General features: G+C 58.2%; 16 protein-coding genes and 5 pseudogenes. 15 read left to right on the top strand and 6 right to left on the bottom strand.

The features are described from left to right. Position 1: 1 nt before the first annotated feature. The 4 genes from AWB64_RS31435 to AWB64_RS00540 all read right to left on the bottom strand — a co-directional run bounded on the left by AWB64_RS31435 (position 2) and on the right by AWB64_RS00540 (position 3,822). Complete coding sequence (locus AWB64_RS31435) at positions 2-214, bottom strand: response regulator (protein ID WP_157766556.1); 213 nt, start codon at positions 212-214, stop codon at positions 2-4. After that, entirely contained in the window at positions 192-611 is a 420-nt protein-coding gene (locus AWB64_RS00550) for a hypothetical protein (RefSeq protein ID WP_157766555.1), read from the bottom strand. Before AWB64_RS00550 ends, AWB64_RS31435 begins: the two co-directional genes overlap by 23 nt. Before the next feature lie 526 nt (positions 612-1,137). After that, on the bottom strand, positions 1,138-3,318 hold the full coding sequence (locus AWB64_RS00545; RefSeq protein WP_060816687.1) for a putative bifunctional diguanylate cyclase/phosphodiesterase: 2,181 nt from the start codon (positions 3,316-3,318) through the stop codon (positions 1,138-1,140). A gap of 129 nt (positions 3,319-3,447) precedes the next feature. Beyond that, on the bottom strand, positions 3,448-3,822 hold the full coding sequence (locus AWB64_RS00540; RefSeq protein WP_157766554.1) for a response regulator: 375 nt from the start codon (positions 3,820-3,822) through the stop codon (positions 3,448-3,450). 279 nt (positions 3,823-4,101) lie between these two features. On the opposite strand from AWB64_RS00540, the pseudogene AWB64_RS00535 reads away from it, so the two are divergent. The 6 genes and pseudogenes from AWB64_RS00535 to AWB64_RS32155 all read left to right on the top strand — a co-directional run. Continuing rightward, positions 4,102-4,401: pseudogene (locus tag AWB64_RS00535) on the top strand (flavin reductase family protein); the annotation flags it as partial. Between the two features lie 144 nt (positions 4,402-4,545). Then, a pseudogene (locus tag AWB64_RS30665) lies at positions 4,546-4,766 on the top strand (DUF2274 domain-containing protein). Positions 4,767-5,007: 241 nt separating this feature from the next. Then, complete coding sequence (locus AWB64_RS00530) at positions 5,008-6,090, top strand: type IV toxin-antitoxin system AbiEi family antitoxin (RefSeq protein WP_060816685.1); 1,083 nt, start codon at positions 5,008-5,010, stop codon at positions 6,088-6,090. Further along, positions 6,078-6,950, top strand: coding sequence for a nucleotidyl transferase AbiEii/AbiGii toxin family protein (locus tag AWB64_RS00525; protein ID WP_208603232.1), 873 nt, complete (start codon positions 6,078-6,080; stop codon positions 6,948-6,950). Before AWB64_RS00530 ends, AWB64_RS00525 begins: the two co-directional genes overlap by 13 nt. Before the next feature lie 10 nt (positions 6,951-6,960). Further along, on the top strand, positions 6,961-7,104 hold the full coding sequence (locus AWB64_RS32160; RefSeq protein ID WP_244163897.1) for a hypothetical protein: 144 nt from the start codon (positions 6,961-6,963) through the stop codon (positions 7,102-7,104). Further along, a pseudogene (locus tag AWB64_RS32155) lies at positions 7,101-7,583 on the top strand (AbiJ-related protein); the annotation flags it as partial. The gene AWB64_RS32160 and the pseudogene AWB64_RS32155, both read left to right, overlap by 4 nt. Before the next feature lie 114 nt (positions 7,584-7,697). On the opposite strand, the gene AWB64_RS32150 reads toward AWB64_RS32155, so the two are convergent. Next, positions 7,698-7,898 carry a hypothetical protein gene (locus tag AWB64_RS32150; RefSeq protein ID WP_244163921.1) on the bottom strand — a complete coding sequence of 67 codons (201 nt, stop codon included), beginning with the start codon at positions 7,896-7,898 and terminating at the stop codon, positions 7,698-7,700. 37 nt (positions 7,899-7,935) lie between these two features. Here AWB64_RS32150 and AWB64_RS32145 point away from each other — a divergent pair, with 37 nt between their 5' ends. The 7 genes and pseudogenes from AWB64_RS32145 (at position 7,936) to AWB64_RS00490 (ending at position 14,949) form a co-directional block, all read left to right on the top strand. Then, positions 7,936-8,325, top strand: a complete 390-nt coding sequence (locus tag AWB64_RS32145; RefSeq protein WP_244163920.1) for a putative endonuclease domain-containing protein — start codon at positions 7,936-7,938, stop codon at positions 8,323-8,325. A 579-nt stretch (positions 8,326-8,904) separates the two neighbouring features. Beyond that, positions 8,905-10,139, top strand: a pseudogene (locus AWB64_RS00515) (tyrosine-type recombinase/integrase). Positions 10,140-10,212: 73 nt separating this feature from the next. Beyond that, the gene (locus AWB64_RS00510; RefSeq protein ID WP_060816684.1) at positions 10,213-10,809 is read left to right on the top strand and encodes a DUF6088 family protein; all 597 of its coding nucleotides are present in this window, start codon (positions 10,213-10,215) and stop codon (positions 10,807-10,809) included. Positions 10,810-10,853: 44 nt separating this feature from the next. Beyond that, positions 10,854-11,849 (top strand): nucleotidyl transferase AbiEii/AbiGii toxin family protein, encoded by a 996-nt coding sequence (locus AWB64_RS00505; protein ID WP_244163896.1) that lies wholly within the window; start codon positions 10,854-10,856, stop codon positions 11,847-11,849. Positions 11,850-11,884: 35 nt separating this feature from the next. After that, complete coding sequence (locus AWB64_RS00500) at positions 11,885-13,354, top strand: AAA family ATPase (RefSeq protein ID WP_157766553.1); 1,470 nt, start codon at positions 11,885-11,887, stop codon at positions 13,352-13,354. A gap of 144 nt (positions 13,355-13,498) precedes the next feature. Beyond that, positions 13,499-13,915, top strand: a complete 417-nt coding sequence (locus tag AWB64_RS00495) for a hypothetical protein (protein ID WP_060816682.1) — start codon at positions 13,499-13,501, stop codon at positions 13,913-13,915. 11 nt (positions 13,916-13,926) lie between these two features. Then, positions 13,927-14,949 (top strand): tetratricopeptide repeat protein, encoded by a 1,023-nt coding sequence (locus AWB64_RS00490; protein ID WP_063493146.1) that lies wholly within the window; start codon positions 13,927-13,929, stop codon positions 14,947-14,949. Positions 14,950-15,001: 52 nt separating this feature from the next. Here AWB64_RS00490 and AWB64_RS32140 read toward each other — a convergent pair whose 3' ends face one another. Beyond that, positions 15,002-15,361, bottom strand: coding sequence for an SAVED domain-containing protein (locus tag AWB64_RS32140; protein WP_244163895.1), 360 nt, complete (start codon positions 15,359-15,361; stop codon positions 15,002-15,004). Between AWB64_RS32140 and AWB64_RS00485 the strand changes: the two are divergent. After that, positions 15,284-16,546 (top strand): annotated as a pseudogene (locus AWB64_RS00485) (tyrosine-type recombinase/integrase). The gene AWB64_RS32140 and the pseudogene AWB64_RS00485 overlap by 78 nt on opposite strands. A gap of 515 nt (positions 16,547-17,061) precedes the next feature. Next, positions 17,062-22,689, top strand: coding sequence for a DUF3320 domain-containing protein (locus tag AWB64_RS00480; RefSeq protein ID WP_060817144.1), 5,628 nt, complete (start codon positions 17,062-17,064; stop codon positions 22,687-22,689). The last annotated feature ends 144 nt before the right edge of the window (positions 22,690-22,833 follow it).

The following is a 22,833-nucleotide window of genomic DNA, read 5'->3' as shown; positions in this document are numbered from 1 at the left end:
CTTATGGTTCGCGTAACAGGCGAATCAACACGTCGGAATCAGCCGGTTTTACCAGATAGCGATCGAAACCGGCATCCGTCGTACGAGTCTGAATAAGGGCTTTTGGGAAGTGCGGAAATAAGGCAAACAGGTTTGCTGACCAAACCTCCACTGAGCAAAATTCGAACATGCTGCTGATCGGCGTTAATCGGTCAGTCTTGTCGACTGCTTTCACGAAATGTCGTGGCGAGATTCGGAAAAGCTCCTGCTTCCAGTATGCGCGACAGTCGAGCTTTCGCTGCGACGATCCGATGAACCGGAACCGACGAGAGCTGGGCATCGTGTAGCTCTAATACCGTTTGGATAGCCTGACAGTCAATGTCGCTCAAAATCCACTCACCGGTTGTCGCGGCGTTCAAGATGCACGCCTTGAGACTTTGCTCCGCTGCGACGACGTGCTCTAACGTTGCACGAGTGTTTTCAAAACTGGGCAAGAAGTGGGTCAGGTAGACAGTCTTCAACAACTCACCCGCGAGATCGATGTTGCCTTGTCCCTGCCGCAACGCGACGAGCGCGAGGTGGTTGTGCAGAGAGACGCTTCGAGCCGAGGCCAACGCCGTGGGGAGTAGCATCTCGCGGGTCTTCGGAGGCCCCCTACGCGGAGAGGCGCATTTGCGCTTTCGGGATTTTCCAGCCATGGAACGCTTCATTCGTCAGTTCGTCGTTGACGGTCAGCCAGGTGCGGCTTGTTTAAACAATCGACCACTTTGATCAACTACGCAATGCCGCGCTACTTCAAGGAATGAGCGATGCCAGTTTAAGAAGCAAGCACAGGTCAGGCGTTCGCAAGCCCGAAACTCGTGGTAGTGCACTTTAAAGTCCGACGTTCAGCACTTCTTCGTAATCCATCTCCGATCGTCCCTGCTGCATCCAAGTCGATCGCGGCGGTGCGGTCTTGTTTTAGCATCAGTCAACCGTAGGAGCGGGCCACGGCCATCTTTTCGCGAACTGATAGGGCGACAGGTAAAATCCGCCTCTATCGCCTGTCTAAACGCTTTTCGACGATAGCCCGCCTCGAGACCCCGATCTCTTGCGCCCAAGAGTCGACAAAATGTAGTTCTCTGACTAAGAGCTGGAAATCAATCATCGGATGCTGTGCTACTGACCGAGAGAGCTGGCCAGCGAATCGCCGAGAACAAATCGCCGCGTAAACTCGTCCGCGGGCATTGGCCTGCCGAACAGGAAGCCCTGTGCCGTTCCGCATCCCTTTTTGCGCAATCGCGTCGCCTGCTCCTCCGTTTCCACGCCCTCCGCGATGACCTCAAGACCAAAGCTGTGTCCCAGATATAGGATCGCCCGAACGATGGCGGCGTCCGGAGGCGAGTCAAGCATCGCCCGCACGAACGTCTGGTCAATCTTCAGGCGCGATAACGGATAGCGCTTGAGCATGCTGAGGGACGCGTAGCCAGTGCCATAGTCGTCAAAGGCGATACCCACGCCAAGTTCATGCAATTTCCGCAGCGGCCGGAGCATATGCTCGTCGTGGCGCAGGATGATGTTCTCCGTGATCTCCAGTTCGAGCGCCGTCGGCGGGAGGTTGAACTCATCAAGTGCTTCCATGACCTTGTCAGCGAGGTCACCCGCGCGAAACTGAGCGCCGAACAGGTTGATGCCCATTCGGAAATCGGTTGTCGACGGGCCACGCCAAAGTGCCGCCTGCTGACAAGCGGTACGAATGATCCAGTCGCCGATCTGGGGCGCCAGCAGCCCCGCTTCGATCGCAGGAAGAAATGCGCCGGGTCCGAGCAGGCCCTTTTCCGGGTGATTCCATCTTAGCAATGCCTCGGCTCCTACGAGCGCGCCGTCGCTCAGCCTCACCTGCGGTTGGTAGTACAGTTCGAATTCCTGCTCGCGAAACGCCCTGGCGAGTTCACCCTGATAGGCTCGCTTCAACGTCGCCGCCTCGCGCAGATCAGCACTGAAAAAACGTCGGCAATGCCGTCCTTCGGCCTTTGCCTGATAGAGCGCAAGGTCGGCGCTTGAGAGCAGCTCCCGCACCGTGAGTCCATCCCCTGGGAACATCGCGACACCGACGCTTGCACCAATGTTCACGGGCTGCCCGTCGATCGTCAGGAGCTGTGACACCGCGGCGATCACGCTGTCGGCGATGCGTCCGGCCGAGTTCGCGTCGGGTAATCCCGGAAGCAGGATCGCAAATTCATCGCCGCCCATCCGAGCAACCGTATCGCCGGCTCGCACGCAAGCTTGCAGCCGGCGGGCGACATTGATGAGAACCGCGTCGCCGCCCGAATGGCCGAGGCTGTCGTTGACGTCCTTGAACCCATCGAGATCCACCATCATCACGCAGGCTGACATCTCATCGCTGAGCGCCTGCTCTACGCGCTCGCGCAACATGGTGCGGTTGGGCAATTCCGTGAGGGGATCGACGTGAGCCAGGCGGAATAATCGATCTTCGTTTTGACGCCGCTCCGTGATATCACGCAGGATGGCGCCGAAACTCGGCCGGCCGTCTTCGCGCCACATCGAGCCTGACAATTCGACCGGAATCGTCGTGCCATTGGCCGCACGCACCGTCATTTCCACTGTGCGCCCCTCGGTGAGCGACTCGCCGGCGGCCGCCAACTGATAGAGGCGTGCGGTGAACTCCTCGGGCGCAATAAGATCGATGCTGTGTCCTAGTATTTCGTCGGCGCGATAACCCAGTAGCTTCTCGGCAGCCGGATTCCAGAATGTCGTACGTCCCTGATCGTCCGCGCAGATGATGACATCAGGCGAGGTGCCGGCGATCTTCTCAAAGCGAAACTGGCTCGCACGCCGTGCCATTTCCAGCCGGCGAAGCTCGAGCTTGTCCAGTACGAGCGCTGCAAGATCGCGCAAGTTGCGCCTGTCATGCTCACTGAAGCTTTCGCGCGGCTGATGGCCAATGATGCACAGCGTCCCCAGCGACTGTCCGTTGGCGGTGCGCAGCGGCGCGCCCGCATAGAAACGGATAAAAGGTGAGCCCGTCACGAGCGGGTTATTCCGAAAGCGTAGATCCGCGCGGGCGTCCGGGACGATCATGATGTCTTCACCCCGCATCGCGTACGCGCAGAACGAGACATCACGCGAAGTTTCGCACACGTCCAGCCCGACGCTGGCGGCGAAAAGCTGACGCTCGGCTTCAACCAGTGACACAAGCGCAATCGGAACCCCGAAAATGCTGGCGGCGAGCTGCACCAGACGATCAAACCCAGGGTCCGCAAGTGCTGATTGGACGCCGTATTCTGCAAGTGTCGCAAGGCGGATTTGTTCGTCCGCGTATTCCGCAATCGATGACATACGCCTCTCCCTGGAAGCCGACTTTATTTGTTTGGGCTGGCACCGAACTCCCGAAGCACCGCCCGGTGATGTAAGCATTTATGAAGAATTGTAAGATTCATCTGTCCGTGTGTACGATGACTTGCCTAGTCATTTGCCTTCGCGATTCACCCGCCCGCATCTAGATGCCGCCGCACGGCGGAGCGTATGGCGCTGGATAAGCCGCAGAAGTTGAGACACTCCGAAGGGCTTCTGCAAAAACTCGTCAATGGGCAGATTGCCGGCTGGATGCAGTGCACTTGTTATGAAAATTGGGATAGCGGCCAGTTCAGGCGCGCTTTTAAGAGTTCGTGCGAGGGCACCGCCGTCCATCAAAGGCATCATCCAGTCCGACAGGACAACGTCAGGCCGCCATTGCGCAACCGGGTCGAGCGCGCGCACGCCATTCGAAGCTATGCGGACCTTGAGCCCATTTTCCGTCAGGGCCAATCCCAACACCTCCACGATGGCAGGTTCATCGTCCACCAGACGTACTCTAATCATCGTCGACCGCCATTAGTTCCGACGAAACAAGCAAGTTCTGGTCCAATCATCAACTGTTTCAGACGCTGATAGGATCGTCCGCGAAGCGCGGCAGCAATTCTGCGCCTTGCGATAGGGGCATAACGGGGCGCACGGCTCGATAAAGACAGGCACAGATATTTTAGGTACCGATGACAATGCACGACCTCGAACTGACACAGGGCGACGCCGACGATGGGCGCGGCAATGGGTAGCGTCGACCCTCGACCACTCGGTTTTTCGGAAGCGGTCGTTGCGGCAACGCATGGCGTCGGGGAAGACAGCGCCGAACTGCGTGGCTTCATCACCTTGATCGAGGTGAGAATCCAGCGCGTGCATGTCCACCCGGACCTGCTAATGGAAGGCCACATCAATTGCATCGATCCGGACAAATAGTCTCCGCTGATCATGAGTTTCCAGAAATTCTATGGCCTCAGCGGACAGGTGCATGGATCTAGGCTCTCGGAGATTCCAGAAAAGGCTTACCGCAGTCCTGACGTCGATCACGCTCGGGAAGCGGCATCGGCGTTCATTTGCGAGTAGGTGCAGCAGGTTAGTCGCGAGGTGTTTGCCGGTTTTGAATTGCTACCGGCAGCCATGATCCCCCGCTGCTTCATCGCAGCGGCCGCACTTACAGTTTGATCGACACCCCTACCAGCCGCTCTCTGTCCAGCGAGGGCCAATGCAATGGGCACGACTAGGAGACTGCGGCTCGGGCCACTGCCGAAAACCGAAAGTATCAAGCTGACCTTCGCGTGTCCGGCCACGCTCAAGACCAATCTTGACCGCTACGCGGTCATGCCCGCGAGACCTACGGCGAAGCGGCCGATGTGATGGTGTTGATCTCCCACATGCTGGAGGCGTTCGTCGCCGGAGATCGGAGATTCAAGAAGAGGGTGGGGAGCTGACCTCCAGCAGCCCTTGTGGACATAGGCCTGCGCGTTGCTCGTCAAGTTGCCAAATGCTTGCGTCGACGCGGCCTGCCGGCTGCAGATGCAGGTATTCGGATAGTTGTGGATATCGTAGCCTGACTCCAACCGGTTCAACAATCTAGGAATTTCAGTAAATCATAATATTTCATCGATTGTTGAAAGTCGGTATTCTGGTGAATAGGTCCGCAGTTTTCAGAAAATATGCTATTTTCAGCGTATGTTGAAAGAGGTCAGTTTGATGAAAGAGGCAGAGGCTCTCGCTGGTGAGGCGCTACGCGCGGTGCTTGAGAAGATTCCGATCCTTCAGATCGAAGGCATCGACGCCGAAGTCATGTCCGGCGATTGGGAGCCGGACTTGATCGCCCGGCTGCTCGTGGACGGTCGGCCGCACCTGCTTATCTGCGAGTATAAGTCGAACGGGCAACCGCGGTACGCACGGTCCGCGCTGCTGGAGCTGCGGAACTACATTGCGCATCGAGTCCCCGAGGCGACGCCCGTTTTCATCGCCCCCTACATTTCACCCGCAGTTAGGCAGTTATGCGAAGAGAAGGGCGTCAGCTATCTCGACTTGGAGGGAAACGTCCGGATCGCGTTCGGCGGTGTGTTCATTGAGCGCATGGTGGCGGACAGGCCTGCGGCCGAACAACGCGAACTTAAGTCGCTGTTCAAGCCAAAGTCCGCCCAAGTGCTCCGCGCTATGCTGCGTGAGCCTGGCCGCGCATGGCGGGTCACTGAGTTGTCGGAAATCTCCGGGGTCAGTCTTGGACACGTCAGCAATGTGCGCACCGGCTTGATTGATCGGGAATGGGCACGTGCCTCGGATGATGGCTTGGTCCTCTCCGAGCCCGATGCACTGCTAGACGCTTGGCGGGAGAGCTACACCGCGCCACCTGGTGAGCGGCTGCGCTTCTACACGCCGCTGCATGGCAGCGCACTTGAAGATGCGGCTCGAAGCGCTTTGCGTGCGAACAATAGTCCTGGACGTGCGGCCTTCGCATCGTTTTCGGCTGCGCAGTGGCTTTCTCCATACGCGCGCGCCGGCTCGCATTACTTCTTTGCCGACGACGAAGGCCTGCGCAAGCTCCAGGCAGCGTTGAAGCTCACGCTCAGCTCCAAAGGGGAGAACGTGGTCGTCACTGTGCCGAAGGACTTGGGACTACTCGCCGATACCGTTGAGCCAGCGCCCGGTGCGATCTGTACGAGCCCGGTTCAAACCTACCTTGATCTTTCCATTGCCGGCGAGCGTGGCGCCGAGGCGGCGGACCACTTGCGACAGGAACGACTCTCATGGCCCAAATAACACCCCCACAGGAACCTCAGTCGGCGGCCGAGTACGACGACCGCACGACTGCGGCCGTGAAGTCCGTGCTGATCGAAATCGGGCAGATCCTTGGCAGCTTCAAGGGCAAGTTCGCGATCGTCGGCGGCGCGGTTCCCTGGCTGCTGCTGGCCAGTGAAGACATGCCCCACGTCGGCACGCTCGACGTGGACGTTGGGCTGGACGCGGAAGCACTCGGCGACGGCGAGTACGCCACCTTGATCGGCGCGCTTCAAGGCCATGGATACATCCAGCGCGAGGGGCCTAGGCGCTTCCAGCTGGTTCGCCAGGTTCCCGCGCGAGATGGCGGGGAAGCAATCGACGTCGTAGTTGATTTTTTGATGCCCCGCGACGCCGAAATCGTAAAAAACGATCCCCCACTGATCAGCGACTTTGCCGTGCAGCGGGCGGATGGCGCTGATCTGGCGATGCGGTTCTATCAACTCGTGGCGGTGACGGGGGCGATGCCGGACGGCGGGACAAACCGTGTAGAGATCGCGGTGTGTTCCATCCCCGCTCTGCTGGCGATGAAGGGTCATGCACTGGTGGGCCGCTACAAGCAGAAGGACGCCTACGACATCTACTACTGCGTGCGGAACTACCCCGATGGCATCGACGCACTGGCACGGGAATGTCAGCCGCTGCTGGGGCATGCAAGCGGCGAACGCGGCTTCCGGTACATCGCCGAGAAGTTCGATACGTTTGAGGGATACGGGCCGACCTGTGTGAGGCGCTTCGTCGAAGACACGCGTGCGCTGGGTGATCGCACGCCCGAGCAATGGCAGCAGGATGCGTTCGGTCAGATCGACGCGCTGCTGCGCGCCATGGTGCTGAGAGGTTGAGTCGCATCCGATGGACTACGCGCATCTTCGCTCGCTGTTGGCACCGCTTATCATGGCGTTAAAAGACGCCGGCACGCACACCATGTTGCCGACGCTTTGCGAAGAATTGGGGCTGCCCGTTCCTGCCACTGACGGTTCCAGCGTGACCGCATGACCTCCAGCTTCGAGGCGGCCGCCGACACAGATCTGCCTGCGGTTGCACGCAAGCTGTTGGTGCGCCATCCGCCCAATGCCACTACGCGCAACCAGATTCAGGACATTCTCTGGAGTGACAGTGGGTGTCCGCCGATCCCGAAGCGTTATCGGCGTGAGGTCGCTCGAAGACTCAACAGCGAAGAGCTGTATGGGGATGCTTGCGGGTTCGATGACCTTCTGGATCAGTTGTGGATCTTGAATGCCGATGACTGGATGAACTTGCTAGGCGGCAAGCCCAGCGGATTGCGCGCGGACATTCAGCAGCACGTCCACCGAAATCCAGAGGACTGGCCGGCCGAAACGCTGTTCGACCAGTTGGGTGCCTATGACGCTTCCGATTGACGCTTTGCGCTGCTTCTTGAGGGGCTGGCTTCGGCCGACGTGCGGCCCGACGAGGCAGCGCAACGCCACTTCGTCGCTTGCGTCAACGAGTCGCTGCGCAATTGCGGCGTCGAACTGCGCGAGACAGATTCGGAAGGAGGCTACCCGGTCTTCTCGATGGTCTCGTTGCACGCGACGATCAAAGGTCGGCCGAAGAATCTTATCTTTGCCTCACCCGACAAGCCTGACCTGCGTTTCCGCGACGCGCTGGACAACGACATCGAGATCGTCACCAATGCCGATAAGGTGCTCGTCTATGACCGTCCCATCGGCAACGATGGACTGCGCTGGAGCGATCTGCAGCAGTGGTGGGGTGATGCCGAGCAGATCGCTGATGCCGCGCAAGCCAAGCGTTCGCTGTACGCGTCTCAAGGCCAGCTTGCCCCGCAACTCTCCGCCGCAGACCTTGTTGTTCGATGCCTTCTTCGAGGGGTTCCGCAGCGCCGTACCGAATCTGCCCGCACTGCTGCCGGAAGTATGGCTTCACTGGGATCCACGCACGGTCAAGGAGCGAGGGCCGGACGCACTTTTGCGCTTTCGCATGGACTTTTTGTTGCTGCTACCGCACGGCGTGCGCGTCGTCATCGAAGTGGACGGCAAGCACCACTACGCGAACGGCGCAGGGAGTGCCGACGTGCAACGCTATGCGCAGATGGTCCGGGGTGATCGCGAACTCAAGCTCGCGGGATATGAAGTCTTTCGCTTTGGGGCCGTGGAGCTGCAGGCGCCAGCAGCCAAGGCGGACTTGAAGGCCTTCTTCGAGGCTTTGTTCAAGCGCTACGGCGTTCCAACGAACTGACGAGCCAGCCTCGTGCTAACACCGGCAATTCTTTGGAGAGCCCAGTGCAGAAGAGCCTGAAGTCTTGTCGCCTATTCGGTATGATTGATGTTGATTGATGATAAGTCGGCGCCCCGCAATCGCCCCGAATCCCGCGCTAGCAAAGGGTGTGTTTTCCTGACGGTAAAAGCGACGGTAAAGGCCTATGTCGATCACAACCAAACCCTTTAACCATGCGGGTCTGGGCGGTCTGTTGATGATCGAGTGGGAGTGAGGGGAAGGATTTTTCCCATATAAATCAATAGCTTGGAAAATCGTCCGAGGATAGTTAATTAGAATGCGCTTCTCCTAAGTTGTTGATTTTAAAGGTGTTGAGCAAGAGCTTTTGCTCTTGCGCCGCGCCCAAGGCGGCGAATTTGACGGTAAAACCGACGGGCCGCATGGGCTCTTTCAGTTGGACATTCCTCTTGCAGCCGTGGCAATACCGTCTATGACGGTAATAATTGCTCACAGAAACTAAGGCGTATGCGGGTTCGCATGGATATGCAGGTCTCGTGATGGGTGACGGCAATCGGCCGTCTCAATCAGGAGCCCAATCCCATGCTCACAGACTTTGCCTTGCGCAACCTTAAGCCTCGCGCGAACCCTTACAAAGCCACGGATCGCGATGGTATGTACGCCGTCGTCTCGCCGAAAGGCACTATTTCCTTCCGATACGACTAACGGATCAATGGCCGGCGTGAGACGTTGACCATCGGCCGCTATGGCTTCGGTGGCATCTCACTCGCCGAAGCCCGGGAAAGGCTGCGGAATGCCAGACGACTGCTGGGTGAGGGAACTTCACCAGCACTACAGAAGCAGCGGGAGAAGGCTCGTGGACCCGAAACCCAGACTTTTAGCGATCATGCGACCCGGTGGCTTTATGGAGCCACGATGGCTGAGTCGACGCGATCGATGCGAAAAAGCGTACTGGATCGCGACATTCTGTCCACTTTCAAAAAACGTCTTCTTAGTGAGATTCATGGTGAGGATCTGCGCGCACTATGCATGCGCGTGAAAGCGCGCGGTGCTCCAGCAACCGCCGTTCAAATTCGCGACATTGTGAAGCAGATCTATGGTTACGCGAATTTGCACGGAGAGAAAGTAGCAAACCCCGCCGACAGCGTAGATGCAGCTTCCATTCGACTTTCGTGCCGAAGGATCGAGCCTTGTCTCCGCTTGAAATTTACCTGATGTCCAAGCAACTGGGTTCTGTGGCTACCTATCCGACCATCCGATTGGCGCTACGCATGATCTTGCTGACGCTTGTGCGCAAGAGCGAACTGATAGAGGCAACCTGGGACGAGATTGATTTCGAGAATGCGATCTGGACGATTCCAAAACAACGTATGAAGGGGCGTAAGCCTCACGTGGTTTATCTTTCGCGACAAGCGGTGGACATCTTCATTGCACTACACACTTGTGCCGCAGGCTCTAAGTTCGTGCTGCCGTCGCGTTACGATGCCAATCGATGCATGTCCCGCACAACTTTGAATCGGATCACGCAGATCGTTGCAGAAAGAGCCAAGACCGCGGGCGTACCGTTGGAGCCGTTTACTGTCCACGATCTACGCCGCACCGGCTCGACACTCTTGAATGAAGCGGGCTTCAACCGCGACTGGATTGAGAAGTGCTTGGCGCACGAGGAAGGGAGCTCGTCGCGGTCGATCTACAACAAAGCCGAGTATGCCGAACAGCGGCGCCACATGCTGCAGGAATGGGCGAATATGGTTGATGCTTGGGCGGAAGAAGGTGCCTATACCTCCACGCTGTTCCCGGCGCCTAAAGGAGGGTGATAAGTCACTCGTCAGCCAACTTGACAAGTGTCAGAAGTTTTTGCATAATTCTACCAAATAGGGACGTTTCATTATGCAAACCATTGCCAAAAAAGTACTGGAATACGCAGCCGGGTTGCCGGAAGGCACCCCTTTGGTCGCGAAGGAGCTTCTGCATTTGGGTGGCAGGGCTGCTGTCGATCAAGTGCTCTCTCGCCTGGTGAAGCGAGGTGCCTTGTTGCGGGCTGGGCGAGGTATTTACGTTTTGCCCGTGGAGAGCCGTTTCGGGGCGCATGCGCCGTCCACCAACAAACTGGTCGAGGGACTGGCTGGCCAGCGTGGGGAAACAATCGTGCCCCATGGGGCAGCTGCGGCCAATGCGCTTGGCCTCACCACTCAAGTGCCAATGAAGGCCATCTATCTGACATCCGGGCGCAATCGGCGTCTGAAGGTCGGCGTGCAAACGGTCGAATTCCGGCACGCGCCCATCTGGCAACTGATCTTTCCTGGCCGTCCAGCGGGAGAAGTAGTGCGGGCGCTCGCTTGGCTGGGGCCTGAGAAGGCTGGCGAAGCACTACGCAAGCTTCGGTCCAAACTGCAACCGTCCGAACTCGAAGAAGTCGCATCGGCGCGTGCGCGCCTGCCGACCTGGATGGCGCAAGAAGTTAGCGCTTTGCTGACGCATGGCTGAGTTTTTCGAGCTCTCCACTGTTGAGCGTCTGGAGGCGCTCAACAGTGGCTGCCAGCAGTTCCGGCCGTCTGCCTCATCTGCTTGAAAAAGATATCTGGGTCGTCTGGTCGCTACGACACCTGTTCGATGGCCCCCATGCCGGTCATCTGGTCTTCAAGGGTGGCACATCTTTGTCCAAGGCCTATGGTGTCATCCGCCGGTTTTCGGAAGATGTCGACCTGACCTACGATATCCGTGCGATCGCAGGTGATCTGGTTGGAGACGCCGACGCGCCGCTACCAGCTAGCAAGAGCCAAGAAAAGAAATGGAGCAAAGAGATCCGGGCGCGCTTGGCAGAATGGGTTGCTAGCGAAATTGTGCCAAGGCTCAAGCAGGACCTTGAGCGGCAGTCTCTACCTGTATCTGTACGCGCCGAAGATGACAAGGTTTTTATCGACTACGTTCCGTTGACAGCAGGTACGGGCTACGTTGCCCCAGCTGTCATGCTGGAATTCGGTGCCCGCTCTACCGGCGAGCCTAGCGAACCACGCCTTATCCAGTGCGATGCGGCTGCATACCTGCCGATGCTCGTATTCCCGACGGCCACGCCGCAGGTGATGCGTGCCGAGCGCACCTTTTGGGAGAAGGCCACGGCGATCCATGTCTTCTGTGCCCAGGGTACTTTCCGTGGGGGTGAACGATTTGCCCGGCATTGGCATGACGTGGCTCGGCTGGATGCGGCCGGTTTCGTGGATGCGGCTATCGCCGACACGGCGCTCGGTAAAGCAGTTGCCGATCATAAGAGCATGTTCTTCGCCGAGAAATCCCCGCAGGGCGAACTGATCGACTACCACGCGGCAGTCTCTGGCGGCCTGCAGCTTGTACCTGACGACGGTGCGCTGGCAACGCTAGCTTCCGATTATCAGCACATGGTCGATGACGGCTTGTTTCTCGATGATGCCGAGCCGTTTGAGACTTTGCTGCAGCGATGCCGGGTGATCCAGCAAAAGGCAAATGCACCATCATCTCCGGAAGAGAATTCTTCCGGCATACCTATGTAGACCCCTCATGACGAACCCGAACTGAAGGAGTTTCTATGTCTCAAGCGGCATTCAATATTTTCGATGCATTGTCCGCTTGGGGCAAGACCTTACCGAGTTGGCAGTGCTGCCTATTGACTAAATTGGTCAGTGTGGTCGAGCTTCCTGATGTTGCTTTGGACGAGGTGTATACCGAGTACCTGATTGATCAGAAGTTGGTCGTTCCGGAATCGCCACGTGCAACGTGGGACATTGTCTGGCCGCAATTCCAGGGCAGCGCGCAAGCGGTCGCCAGCGTCATGACCGCAATGTCCGGGGTGTCCGGTGTCAATGCACTCGCCGCTGGCGAGACGCTGACCTTCGGGCCAAAACTCACGGTAGTCTACGGCCCCAATGGCGCAGGCAAGTCGGGTTATGCCCGGGTGCTTAAGTCGGCATGTTTCACCCGCTCCAAGCAGACCAGCATCCTGGGTGATGTGAAGCTTGCGAAGCACAAACAACCTAAGCCGAACGCCACGTTCACCTTCGACGACGGCTCCAGCACGACGTTCGTCTACAAAGAGCCCTGCCAGCGGTTGCGTGACAATTTCGCAGTCTTTGACTCGACCTGTGTTCAGGTCCATCTGGATGACCGTAATGCATTCCAGGTGATGCCATACTTGTTCGACGTCTTTCCGCGTATGGTGGATGCTTTCGGCAAACTGCAACGCAAGCTTCGCGATGACATCACTCAGCGGTCTCCAGTTACGGATAAGTTCGCGATTCAAGGCGGCACCTCCGAGGTTGCCACTCTGCTGGCGACGCTGACGGCACGCACGGATCTGGTTCGGCTGAAGGCTGTTGCGGTATTTGGCACGGAAGAAGCATCCCGCCTTGAGGCAGTGGTGCAGCAGCTTGCGACGCTTAGGAGCACTGATCCCAAGGAGATTATTCGGAAGAATGAGCAGCGGATCGTCGATCTGAATGCACTGAAGGCATCCCTTACAGCTTTGCACGCAAGCGTTTCGTCCGGGTTAGCGGAGGAAATCATTAAAGCTGTCGAACAGGTTCGGACACTGACCGAAAGGGCTGCGGCCTTATCTGCCGCGCAGTTGGGCGAGGAACCTGTTCAACCGATCGGCACGGCAGCATGGCGCGAGCTGGTGTCGGCAGCAATCACCTTCAATACGGAAATCTACCCGGGCGAGCCGTTCCCTCCGGAGGTGGATGGCGCACGTTGTGTGCTTTGTCATCAAGTGCTTGACGAGGAGAGTGCCGCTCGCCTCGCACGGTTCTATCAGGTCACCAGCAGCGATGTCGAAGCACGGTTGACCGAGGCCAAGGCGACGTTGGCCACGTATGGCGTGAAGCTGGGCGAGGTGAGCCTTGCCTTCTTCGCTGAGGGGAGCGTCGCACGTCGCACGGTGGACAAGTTGGACGCTGAATTGGCATCAACTATCGTCAGCCATGTAGAGGGTTATCGTGGCATCATCGAGGCCTTGACCTGCGCTGTCACCGCGTCGTCGGCGCCGGCTTTAAGTGTTTGAGGACACCCGGTTTCGATTCGAAGAAGAGCTGGCCTTAGCGGACTACCAGATGCCACCTAAAGCTGCCGAAACGATGGAAAAGGAAGCCGAGCAATTGCGTCACGATGTCGCATCGCTTCTTTCGCATGTTGCCAGATTCCCACGTTGATTCCGAATCTGCTGGAAGGCAATGACGATGAGCAGCAGGTATTGCGCGAGGAGGCTGAGATATTTATTGCGACCGAGATTGACGCAATCTTGAGTTTCCATCGTAATTCGATCGCCTCGGCTGTGCCTCCGCCGGGCGAACGCCTTTTACCGTCGGCAGAGTTCTTGACTCAAGACTGGGCACTGTTTCGTTGGCGACAGATCCAGTTGCTGTTTGCACTGGATGCCTATTGCCGTTACGGCGGGCGGGTTCCTCAGGCGCCGACTGGCAAGGCCTATGAAAAGATCGAGCATGACGTGCTCGATGCACACTACCTGATCCTCGGAACACTCGAAGGTGCGTTCGCTACACGGGAGAAGAAACTGCAACGATGGTATTTGCTGCTTTGCCCCGAAGGTCGATTGTATTCATGAGGGAGTATGAGATGGGATTATTTTCGAGACTGTTGGGTATGCTAGGCGGCCCAAGAAAAACCGAGGCTAGGGGAACTATTCCGGTTCAGCCAAGCGGCGGCCGCCTTACACGCAATGCCACGGTACGCGATGACTGGCTCACGCTGGTCCAGCCAGACTTCTTCGGACGGGCGCATCGCTCTTCTAACAAACGCTGGATTGTCGGTTGCAACGACTCTGACGGCGTTGGCAGAGGAGGGTATAGGGAAAGTGGCAATGGTAGGGCGGTCCTGGTCGATCATCAATCGGACACGGTAATACATGAGTTGACCTGCTTTGCCCGGCCAATGGATGCGGCCGTCTCGGACGCGGGCGACTACATCGTTCAAGATTCAGGCTTCGGATCGGCCTTACAAGGCGATGTGATCGCTCTTAATATAGAGGGGCATGAACGATATCGACGGCACTACAGGGCCAACGTCTTCAACATGGGCCTCTCCAAGTGCGGAAAGTACGCTGCCGTCCAAACCGCGAACGCCCCCAGCGACGATGGTAATCTGCTGGAAGTTCTCGATCTTGATCGCGGCTGCGTGGTGTTCTCCTTGCAGCCGGCTACCGGGTGGGCAGATAGGTATTCGTTTGATGTGGATGTTGAAGGTCACCTCAAGGCAATTGGCGTTGAACATAAGAATCTCGGCAGCTTCAAATATTCCGCCTCTGGCGAGTTCCAAGATACACAGGCGTTTCAGGCGGCCCGGCTCGACAAGGGCGACTACAGTACAAAGCTCATGGCCGCCCGTGACCTGCTCAAGACCGCCGCGACGCAGGACGATGCCAGGAAGGCATTGAGTACTGCCGATGCGGCGCTCGTCGAAGGAGCCAAGGACAGGCCCGATTGGGGAGCTATCGCGCATCGCGTACGCGGCGAGTCTTACGAATTACTTGGGCAATTACCTGAGGCGTTGGCAGCCTTCGACAAGGCCTTATCTCTGAATCCTAAGGTCGGGGTTCAAAAACGGGCGGTGGCACTTCACAAGAAGCTTGGCACCGGTTGACCGGATTGCTCACCAAGAGGCCCGCGAAGGCGCTCTTGGCAACTTCGATGGATCAGATAGGCAGCGACAGTGACGGCTTGTAGCCGCCGCCATTTGCGCCTTCGAAGTCATATTCGTACAGCGTGATCTTGCCGAGGCCGGGCTGCCGTTGCCCCAAGAAGAACGTGAAGGCGTTGGGTGCTGCGATGAAGAGATGCAGAGGTGGCCTGTTCGCGTGGCGTTTCTGGTTGAAAATTTTTTTCCAGAAAGCCAGGCGTAGTGCGGGTTTGCAGGCACATCGAGGGCTCGTGGTTGGTGACGGTAAAAGTTGTACCAACCACGAGAACCAGAATCGATGCTCACCGAATTTGCACTTCACAACCTCAAACCCCGTACAGCCTTGTACAAGATCGCCGACCGTGACGGCATGCATGTTGCAGTCTCTCCGGCGGGCACCATTTCTTTTCGATACGACTACCGCGTTAACGGGCGGCGAGAAACGCTGACAATCGGCCGCTAGGGTCGAGATGGCATCTCGCTGGCGTTGGCGCGGGAAAAACTGCTGGACGCCCGTCGTGCCGTCCGTGAGGGCAGGTCGCCGGCCGTAGAGAAACAGCGGGAAAAGCAGCGGCGCGCGGTGGCGAAAACCTTTGGTGAATGGGCCGACAGTTGGCTCGATGGAGCCCGAATGGCGGACACGAGGCGGTCCGTGCGCAGGGGCATCGTTGTGCGCGACATCCTGCCCGCCTTCAAGGGAAGGCTGCTTTGTGAGGTCACCGCGGATGATCTGCGGGCGCTCTGCATGCGGGTCAAGGAGCGGGGAGCGCCGGCTACCGCAGTCCAGCTTCGCGATATCATCAAGCAAATTTATGCCGACGCGAATCTGCACGGCGAGAAAGTCGAGAATCCGGCAGATGACGTTGGTATCGCGTCGATCGCCACATTTGTGCCGAAGGACCGGGTCCTGTCGCCGTTGGAAATTCGGCTCATGCATCGACAGTTGGAGCAGGTGGCGACCTACCCGACGATCCGGCTCGCCTTGCGTCTCATTTTGCTGACGATGGTGCGCAAGAGCGAATTGATCGAGGCAACGTGGGATGAGGTCGATTTCGAAGCCGCAGTGTGGACCATACCGAAGTCCCGGATGAAAGCGCGCCGAGCCCACAACGTATATTTGTCCCGCCGGTCGATCGACATCATGGTTGCGTTGCATACCGGCGCAGCAGGCTCCCGATATGTGCTGCCTTCCCGCTATTCTGCGGATCGGTGCATGTCCGAGGCCACGTTAAATCGCGTCACGCAGCTCGTTGCCGAACGGGCAAAAACAACCGGACTGCCTTTGGAGCCATTCACCGTTCACGATTTGAGGCGAACCGGCTCGACGCTGCTTAATGAAGCAGGTTTCAATGGCGACTGGATTGAGCGGTCTCTTGCGCATGGCGGAGAAGGGCGATCGTCGCGAGCTGTGTACAACAAGGCCGAGTACGCCGTGCAGCGTCGGCATATGCTCCAGGAGTGGGCGGATATGGTCGATGCGTGGGTGCAGGGAAGCGGACATAGGCCGAATCTACTGCTTTCTGATATGGCGATGCCGACGGTCATCGCCCGCGCGCTGTGACGCCGGACGTCCTTCCTATGCTCCGTTAGATTGCCGAATTACCGGCGCGTGCTGATCAGCAGGGTTGAGGTCAGTCCTTTGGGGCGCCATACGCGCGCTCAAGGACTTAAACCCTGGCCGACCTTTCTGAGCGTTACCCGTCAGCGTCGGAATTGCATGCCGGGGCTTCCAGAATCGGGTTCTCGGTCGTGGGCAAGCTCGTACAACAGTTCCTGCTGTCCACGATGCGTGTACCGACGAAATTTTGGACAATTCAGTAGTAGCGGAAAGTTGGCCAAGTGAAGAAAAGCCGCACGCTGCGGCTTTTCTTCACACTCGTCATGCCAGTCGGAGCATCAGCATGAGGGGATGAATCGGAGACGGTGTGAACCCGTACCCGCTTCATTCGTATGGTTCAAGATGTCCCCGTCGCGATTTTTCTGGGATCGCTGGCGTTTCGTTCTCAGAGAAGAGTTATAGTCTTCGTCGAAAAGGGGCCTTCGAATAACAAGAAGGCAAAAAGGACCGGGGGATTCATGGAATCAGTACGGGGGCAAGCCGCGTCTGCGGCCGGTGACGATCAATCCATTTTTCAGAGTAACTTGCCGCTTGTTGAAAAACTGGAGCGAGCCCGCATCGAGTTACTCGATTTATCAGCGCGCAATCGCCTGCTTAATATGCCCCGAGGTGCTCGGGGAGGTCGCTCCATCGAGATTATCGATGAGAAAGCGGGTGAGATTTTTCGGCTGTTGGTCCGAGAGGGGAAGACTTTCACGTTCCTGGCAGGGCGCGTCGCGGAAACCGGGGATCCGATGCGGGAGGGCGCTGACGAAGCCTCAGTAGAAGACGCTTCGGACAAGGCGCCGACCGAACTCGATGAGATCGACGAATTGGCGCAGCCCGAAGATAACAGCATTGACGAGCGGGGTGTTTTGCGCCGGCATGCCGACACGCGTCTGCAAACACGTTTGACCAGCAAGGGTCTCCAGAAGCGACTGCTGGAACTTTATCTGGATGCACGTACGTTGGAGGAAGAGCAGGGCGTCAACGTGCTTTTCCTGGCGATCGGCGCCCTGAAGTGGGTCGATCCGAATAACGCGGAGAACATCCGGTATGCGCCGCTTCTATTGATCCCCGTTCAGCTGGATCGCGGCAACGCGGGCGAACGCTTCAATCTGAAGGTCAGGCAGGAGGACTTTGCGTCGAACCTGTCGCTCGAAGCTTATCTCGATCGAGTGCATGCGCTTCGCATGCCAGCTTTTGAGGCGAATGACACGTTTGAGCCACTCAATTATATGGAGCTGGTTCGAAAGAGCGTTGAGACCAAGGACATGTGGGAAGTGCTCCCCGACCATATATCGGTGGGTTTTTTCTCCTTCGCGAAGTTCTTGATGTACCGGGACCTGGATCAAGCGGTTTGGCCCAAGGGTGCTACGATCGCTGACCGTCCGCTGATTCGCTCACTGCTAGCAGATGGTTTTGCCGACGGTGAGGACCTCGCACACGAGGACGCCAATATCGATAGGCTGATCCCGCCATCGGAAATGCTTCATATCCTGGATTGCGACAGTTCGCAGGCGTTGGCAATCCATGAAGTGCGACGAGGCAAGAACCTGGTCATTCAAGGGCCGCCGGGTACAGGTAAAAGTCAGACGATCGCCAACATCATTGCTGCTGCGGTCAAGGACGGGAAAAGTGTACTCTTTGTAGCCGAAAAAATGGCTGCACTGGATGTTGTGAAACGCCGTCTCGATGATAAAGGCGTCGGCGACGCGTGCCTGGAGCTGCACAGTAACAAAGCCAACAAGCGCGCGGTGCTTGACGAGCTTCGGCGAACATGGGAATTGGGCGCTCCTAAGGTTGCAGATCCGGGAAGCCTGTTCGCACGTCTGACCGAGGCGCGCGACAGCCTCAACGCCCATGCCAAGAATCTGCACGCCGTCGATTCGAAATCGGAGCTATCTCCGTTCCAGGTGATTGGGCACCTGGTTCGTCTTCGCGAACAGGGTGAACGTCCCAACGACATTCAACTGGAGACCCCGGAGGAGTGGGGCAAAGATGGTTTCGCGGCGCGCCAGAGTTTGCTGGCTGATTTGGCTAGCCGTGTGATTGAAATTGGTCGGCCAACTGATCACGCCTGGGTGGGTGTGGGGCTGGCTGCGATTTCACCGATGGATGCCGAGCGTCTGGTCGCACGCGTTCAGCAGTTGCTGCATCGGGTCGTGGCGGAGCAGCAGCAGTTCGCGGTTGCAGCGGAGCTTCTGGAACTCGCGCCGCCACTTCGGCTGTCTGACATTCCTTCGATGGTGGAACTGCTCCAGCGCATCGCGGTGGCACCCACTCTCTCCGCGTCGGCCATGGGGCATGATGCCTGGCAGAATCCCGATCCCATCCTGCATTTGCTCGAGCTTGGGCAACGGTATGCAGCACAACAAGAGGTTTTGGCTGGCCGAGTTGTCGGGAATGCATGGGACATCGACGTGGGCGACACGCTCCGTGCCTTCGCGGAGCTTCCCGAGACCTTCAATGAGGAGCAGTTCCAGCGCCTCGCCCGGCTAGCCGAAGAACTTCCCGGTTTGCTGGGCGAAGCGGCGGCGCTCGCTCGCCAACTGGGGCGGGAGGCAGGGGCCTCGTTTGAAGACTTCCAGATGCTGGCGCGCATAGGTGAGCGTGTGGGATCGGCGCCGCCCGCCAGCCCGGAAACCTTCGCGTCGGACCTATGGAGTGATGGGATTGAGCGGGCCGGTGAACTCGCGCAAGCCGTGGTCGACCTCGATGCCGCCAAGATCGCCATTGGGGCGCAGTTGACCGAGATGGCGTGGTCCCTCAGCTTAGCTCCCGCGCGTGCAACTTTGGCATCACGCGGCACAAGCGTCTTCCGTCATTTAAGCGGTGAATGGCGTGCAGCCCGTCGCTTGGTCGAATCGGTTTTGGCAACCCCAAATCAGCCCCTACCCATCGTGCTGGGATTGCTGGATACCTTGGCCAAGGGGCAGGACGCGAAGAAGATCATCGACGCCGAAGATGCTTTTGGACGCAGCGCGTTTGGCGACGATTGGCGTGGCGCCAGATCGCAGTCAGCACCGCTGTTGGCGTTGGTCGAGTGGATGCGGTCTCTGAAGGGGTTAGGTGCCGAACCCCGGCTGATCGCCGCGCGCAGCCCGGAAAAAACGGAAGTGGCGGCGCGCGCCAAGCAACTGTCGTCCGTTTGCCTGCAGATCGAACACGGACTAAGAGAAGTCTGGGAAGACCTGGGGGCGGTTCGAGGGCCGGTATTCGGCGACGTGGCAGCGGTGGAGCGTGCCGATTTGAGTTCCCTGCTCCAACTCGCAGTGCGATATACGAGCGCGCATTCAGCCGCCAGCGCGCTATTCTCCGCGTCAGTCTCTGACGCCGGTAAAACCTGCTCTCTACTGGAAACGCTGGCCGCTGGTCAACGCGATCGTCAGGCCGTGCGCGAAGGTTTAACTTTGGGGCAGGCAGCCTTCGACAGTGCGTGGCAGGCAGAACAGTCCAACTGGACCGTGCTCAAATCCGCTGCGGACTGGATCGCACAGAACCCGGACATCCGGGCTCTAGCCGGCCGGATCAGCGAGCGAGAGCATTTGGTACCTCGTACCAGAGTGCTGACGGAATCCCAAGCGCTTATCCAAAGCAGCCTCAAGGCGTTGGCTGACGAACTCCAATTGGACCTGGAAGCGTCCATTGGCGGCACGATACCGGATGCACGGCTCGAAGTTATTGTTTGGCGCCTGCGGCGCTGGAGCGAGGAACACGAACAGCTCTTCCGCTGGGTGAACTATCGGGATCGCTCGGCACGGGCCCGGACTCAGGGTTGCGGTGATCTGGTCGCTCGCCTGGATGACGGCCGACTTGCGCCGGAAGCATTGGCCACGGCATTTGAGATGGCCTATTTCGAGGCAACTTATGCGCGCATGGTTCGTCCCCAACCAGATCTCGCCCGGTTCGATGGGGCCACGCATGGACGTCTTGTGCAGGAGTTTGCCACGCTGGATCGGCAGCGGATTATTGTCGCGAGCTCGGAAGTGGTACAGGCGCATTACCAGAACGTTCCACCTCGCGATGGTGGCGCGCTCGGGCCGCTTGGAGTACTCCGGGGCGAAATTCAGAAAAAGAAGGGGCACATTTCGTTGCGCAAGCTTGTGGAGCGGGCCGGGCCAGCTTTACGAGCGCTCAAGCCAGTTTTCATGATGAGCCCGCTATCTGTTGCGCAGTTTCTCGTGCCGGGAAGTATGGAGTTCGACTTGATGGTGATGGACGAAGCCAGTCAGATTCAGCCCGTTGATGCTTTGGGTGCAATCGCGCGATCAAGGCAGGTTGTCGTAGTCGGTGACCCCAAGCAGTTACCGCCCACCGCCTTCTTTGCCAAGATGACCTCGAGCAACGAAGACGAGGATGACGAAGGCGCGACCGCAGTCGCAGATATTGAGAGCATCCTTGGACTGTTCGCAGCTCGTGGCCTGCCTGCCCGGATGTTGCGCTGGCACTATCGGAGCCGTCACCAGTCACTGATTGCGGTCAGCAATCGTCAGTTCTATGAGAACAAACTTTACATCGTGCCTAGCCCTTACACGGCACAGGGTGGTAGGGGCCTGCGATTCCATCACGTCCACGAAGGTCTGTTCGATGCGGGCAACAAGCGCAATAACCTGATCGAGGCGAAAGCAGTGGCACAGGCGATCATTGCTCATGCGCGCACCTATCCGAAGCTCTCCTTGGGAGTCGCAGCTTTCTCCGCTGCCCAGCGCCGCGCCATCATTGACGAACTCGAACTTCTGCGCCGCGAGCTGTCACCGGACGTTGAGGAGTTCTTCAAGGCGCATCGTTCGGAACCGTTCTTCGTCAAGAATCTGGAAAACGTTCAGGGAGATGAGCGTGATGTCATCTTTATCTCCGTCGGCTATGGCCGATCCGTGCCTAACGGCCGAGTGCCGATGCGGTTTGGCCCACTGGGTACGGCAGGCGGCGAGCGACGCCTGAATGTTTTGATTAGCCGCGCCAAGCAGCGATGCGACGTGTTTGCGTCCATGACGGATGAAGACATTGATCCGGCCTATGCGGCGGAGCGGGCTGGGGTCAACGCGTTCCGGATATTTCTCCAGTATGCCCGCACGGGGCGCCTGCCAATGGCGGAGGTCACGGGGCGCGATCATCACAGCGTATTTGAGGAACAGGTGGCCAACGCATTGCGGGCGAGAGGTTACGAAGTCCAAGCACAAGTAGGTTTGGCTGGCTTCTTTATCGATCTGGCTGTCCTCGATGCCGAACGCCCCGGGCGATTTCTACTGGGTATCGAATGCGATGGTGCTGCATACCACAGTGCCCGCTCGGCCCGGGATCGCGATCGGCTGCGGCAGGCCATCCTGGAGGAGCACGGTTGGACCATCCACCGGATATGGAGCACTGACTGGTTCCAGCGCCCGATTGAACAATTGGACGTTCTGATTCGTCGCATTGAAGCGCTCAAGTCTGAGTTCGATGAGTTGCGGGAAGACGCTGTGCTCACCGAGCAACTGGATATCGAGGCGCCTTATGTAGAGCGGGAGACGGTCACGGACAAGGAAGACGCTGCCGGTTTCGCACCCTACGAAGAAGTGACCTTGCTGCGGCCGCACCATCTCACCGGCGAATTGCACGAAGCGCCACAGGGCGCGTTGATGGAGTTGGTGGTTCAGGTAGTCCAGGTGGAGGGGCCCGTGCATCGCGATCACGTCATTACCCGGATGCGGGAAGCGTGGGGTTTGAAGCGGGCCGGTGTCCGGATTGAAGATGTGGTCGGGCGATCCATTGATGTTGCGGTAACGATGGGCCGTATTACGCGTTCCGGAGAGTTCCTGTCGACGCCGAACCACGTCCCGGTGCCTCGTGATCGTTCGGGGGTCAACGCGATTGCCCTTCGTCGAGCCGATATGCTACCGCCGGCGGAGGTCGAAGTCGCCACTCTTCAACTGATTGAGAGGAGCTTTGGTGCCACGCGAGAGCAGGTCGTTCAGGCGGTGTCACGTGGGTTTGGTATCCGCAACACAAGCAGTCAGGTTCGAAGCGTCCTTGAGCAGGCCGTCGACAGCATGATCGCTCGACGGCAATTGAAGGAAATCTCGGGAGTGTTGACTGCCAGGGATGAATCGAGGCGGGCGGTGTGACCTGCCGAACAACCAGCGGCATATCTAATACATTGGAGACGGGTTAGTGCTAGAAGCGACTCGGCGCCGCTGGATGATGGAAATAGAAAGAGCTCGAATAAGCGAACTCTTTTGCTGAATTTTAGAATTGTATAACCCTCGATG

Origin of the sequence: Caballeronia sordidicola (assembly GCF_001544455.2) — a bacterium.
Classification (GTDB): domain Bacteria; phylum Pseudomonadota; class Gammaproteobacteria; order Burkholderiales; family Burkholderiaceae; genus Caballeronia; species Caballeronia sordidicola.
The sequence above is the reverse complement of the archived record's forward strand: the minus strand, read 5'-3'. Positions and strand labels throughout refer to the sequence as shown.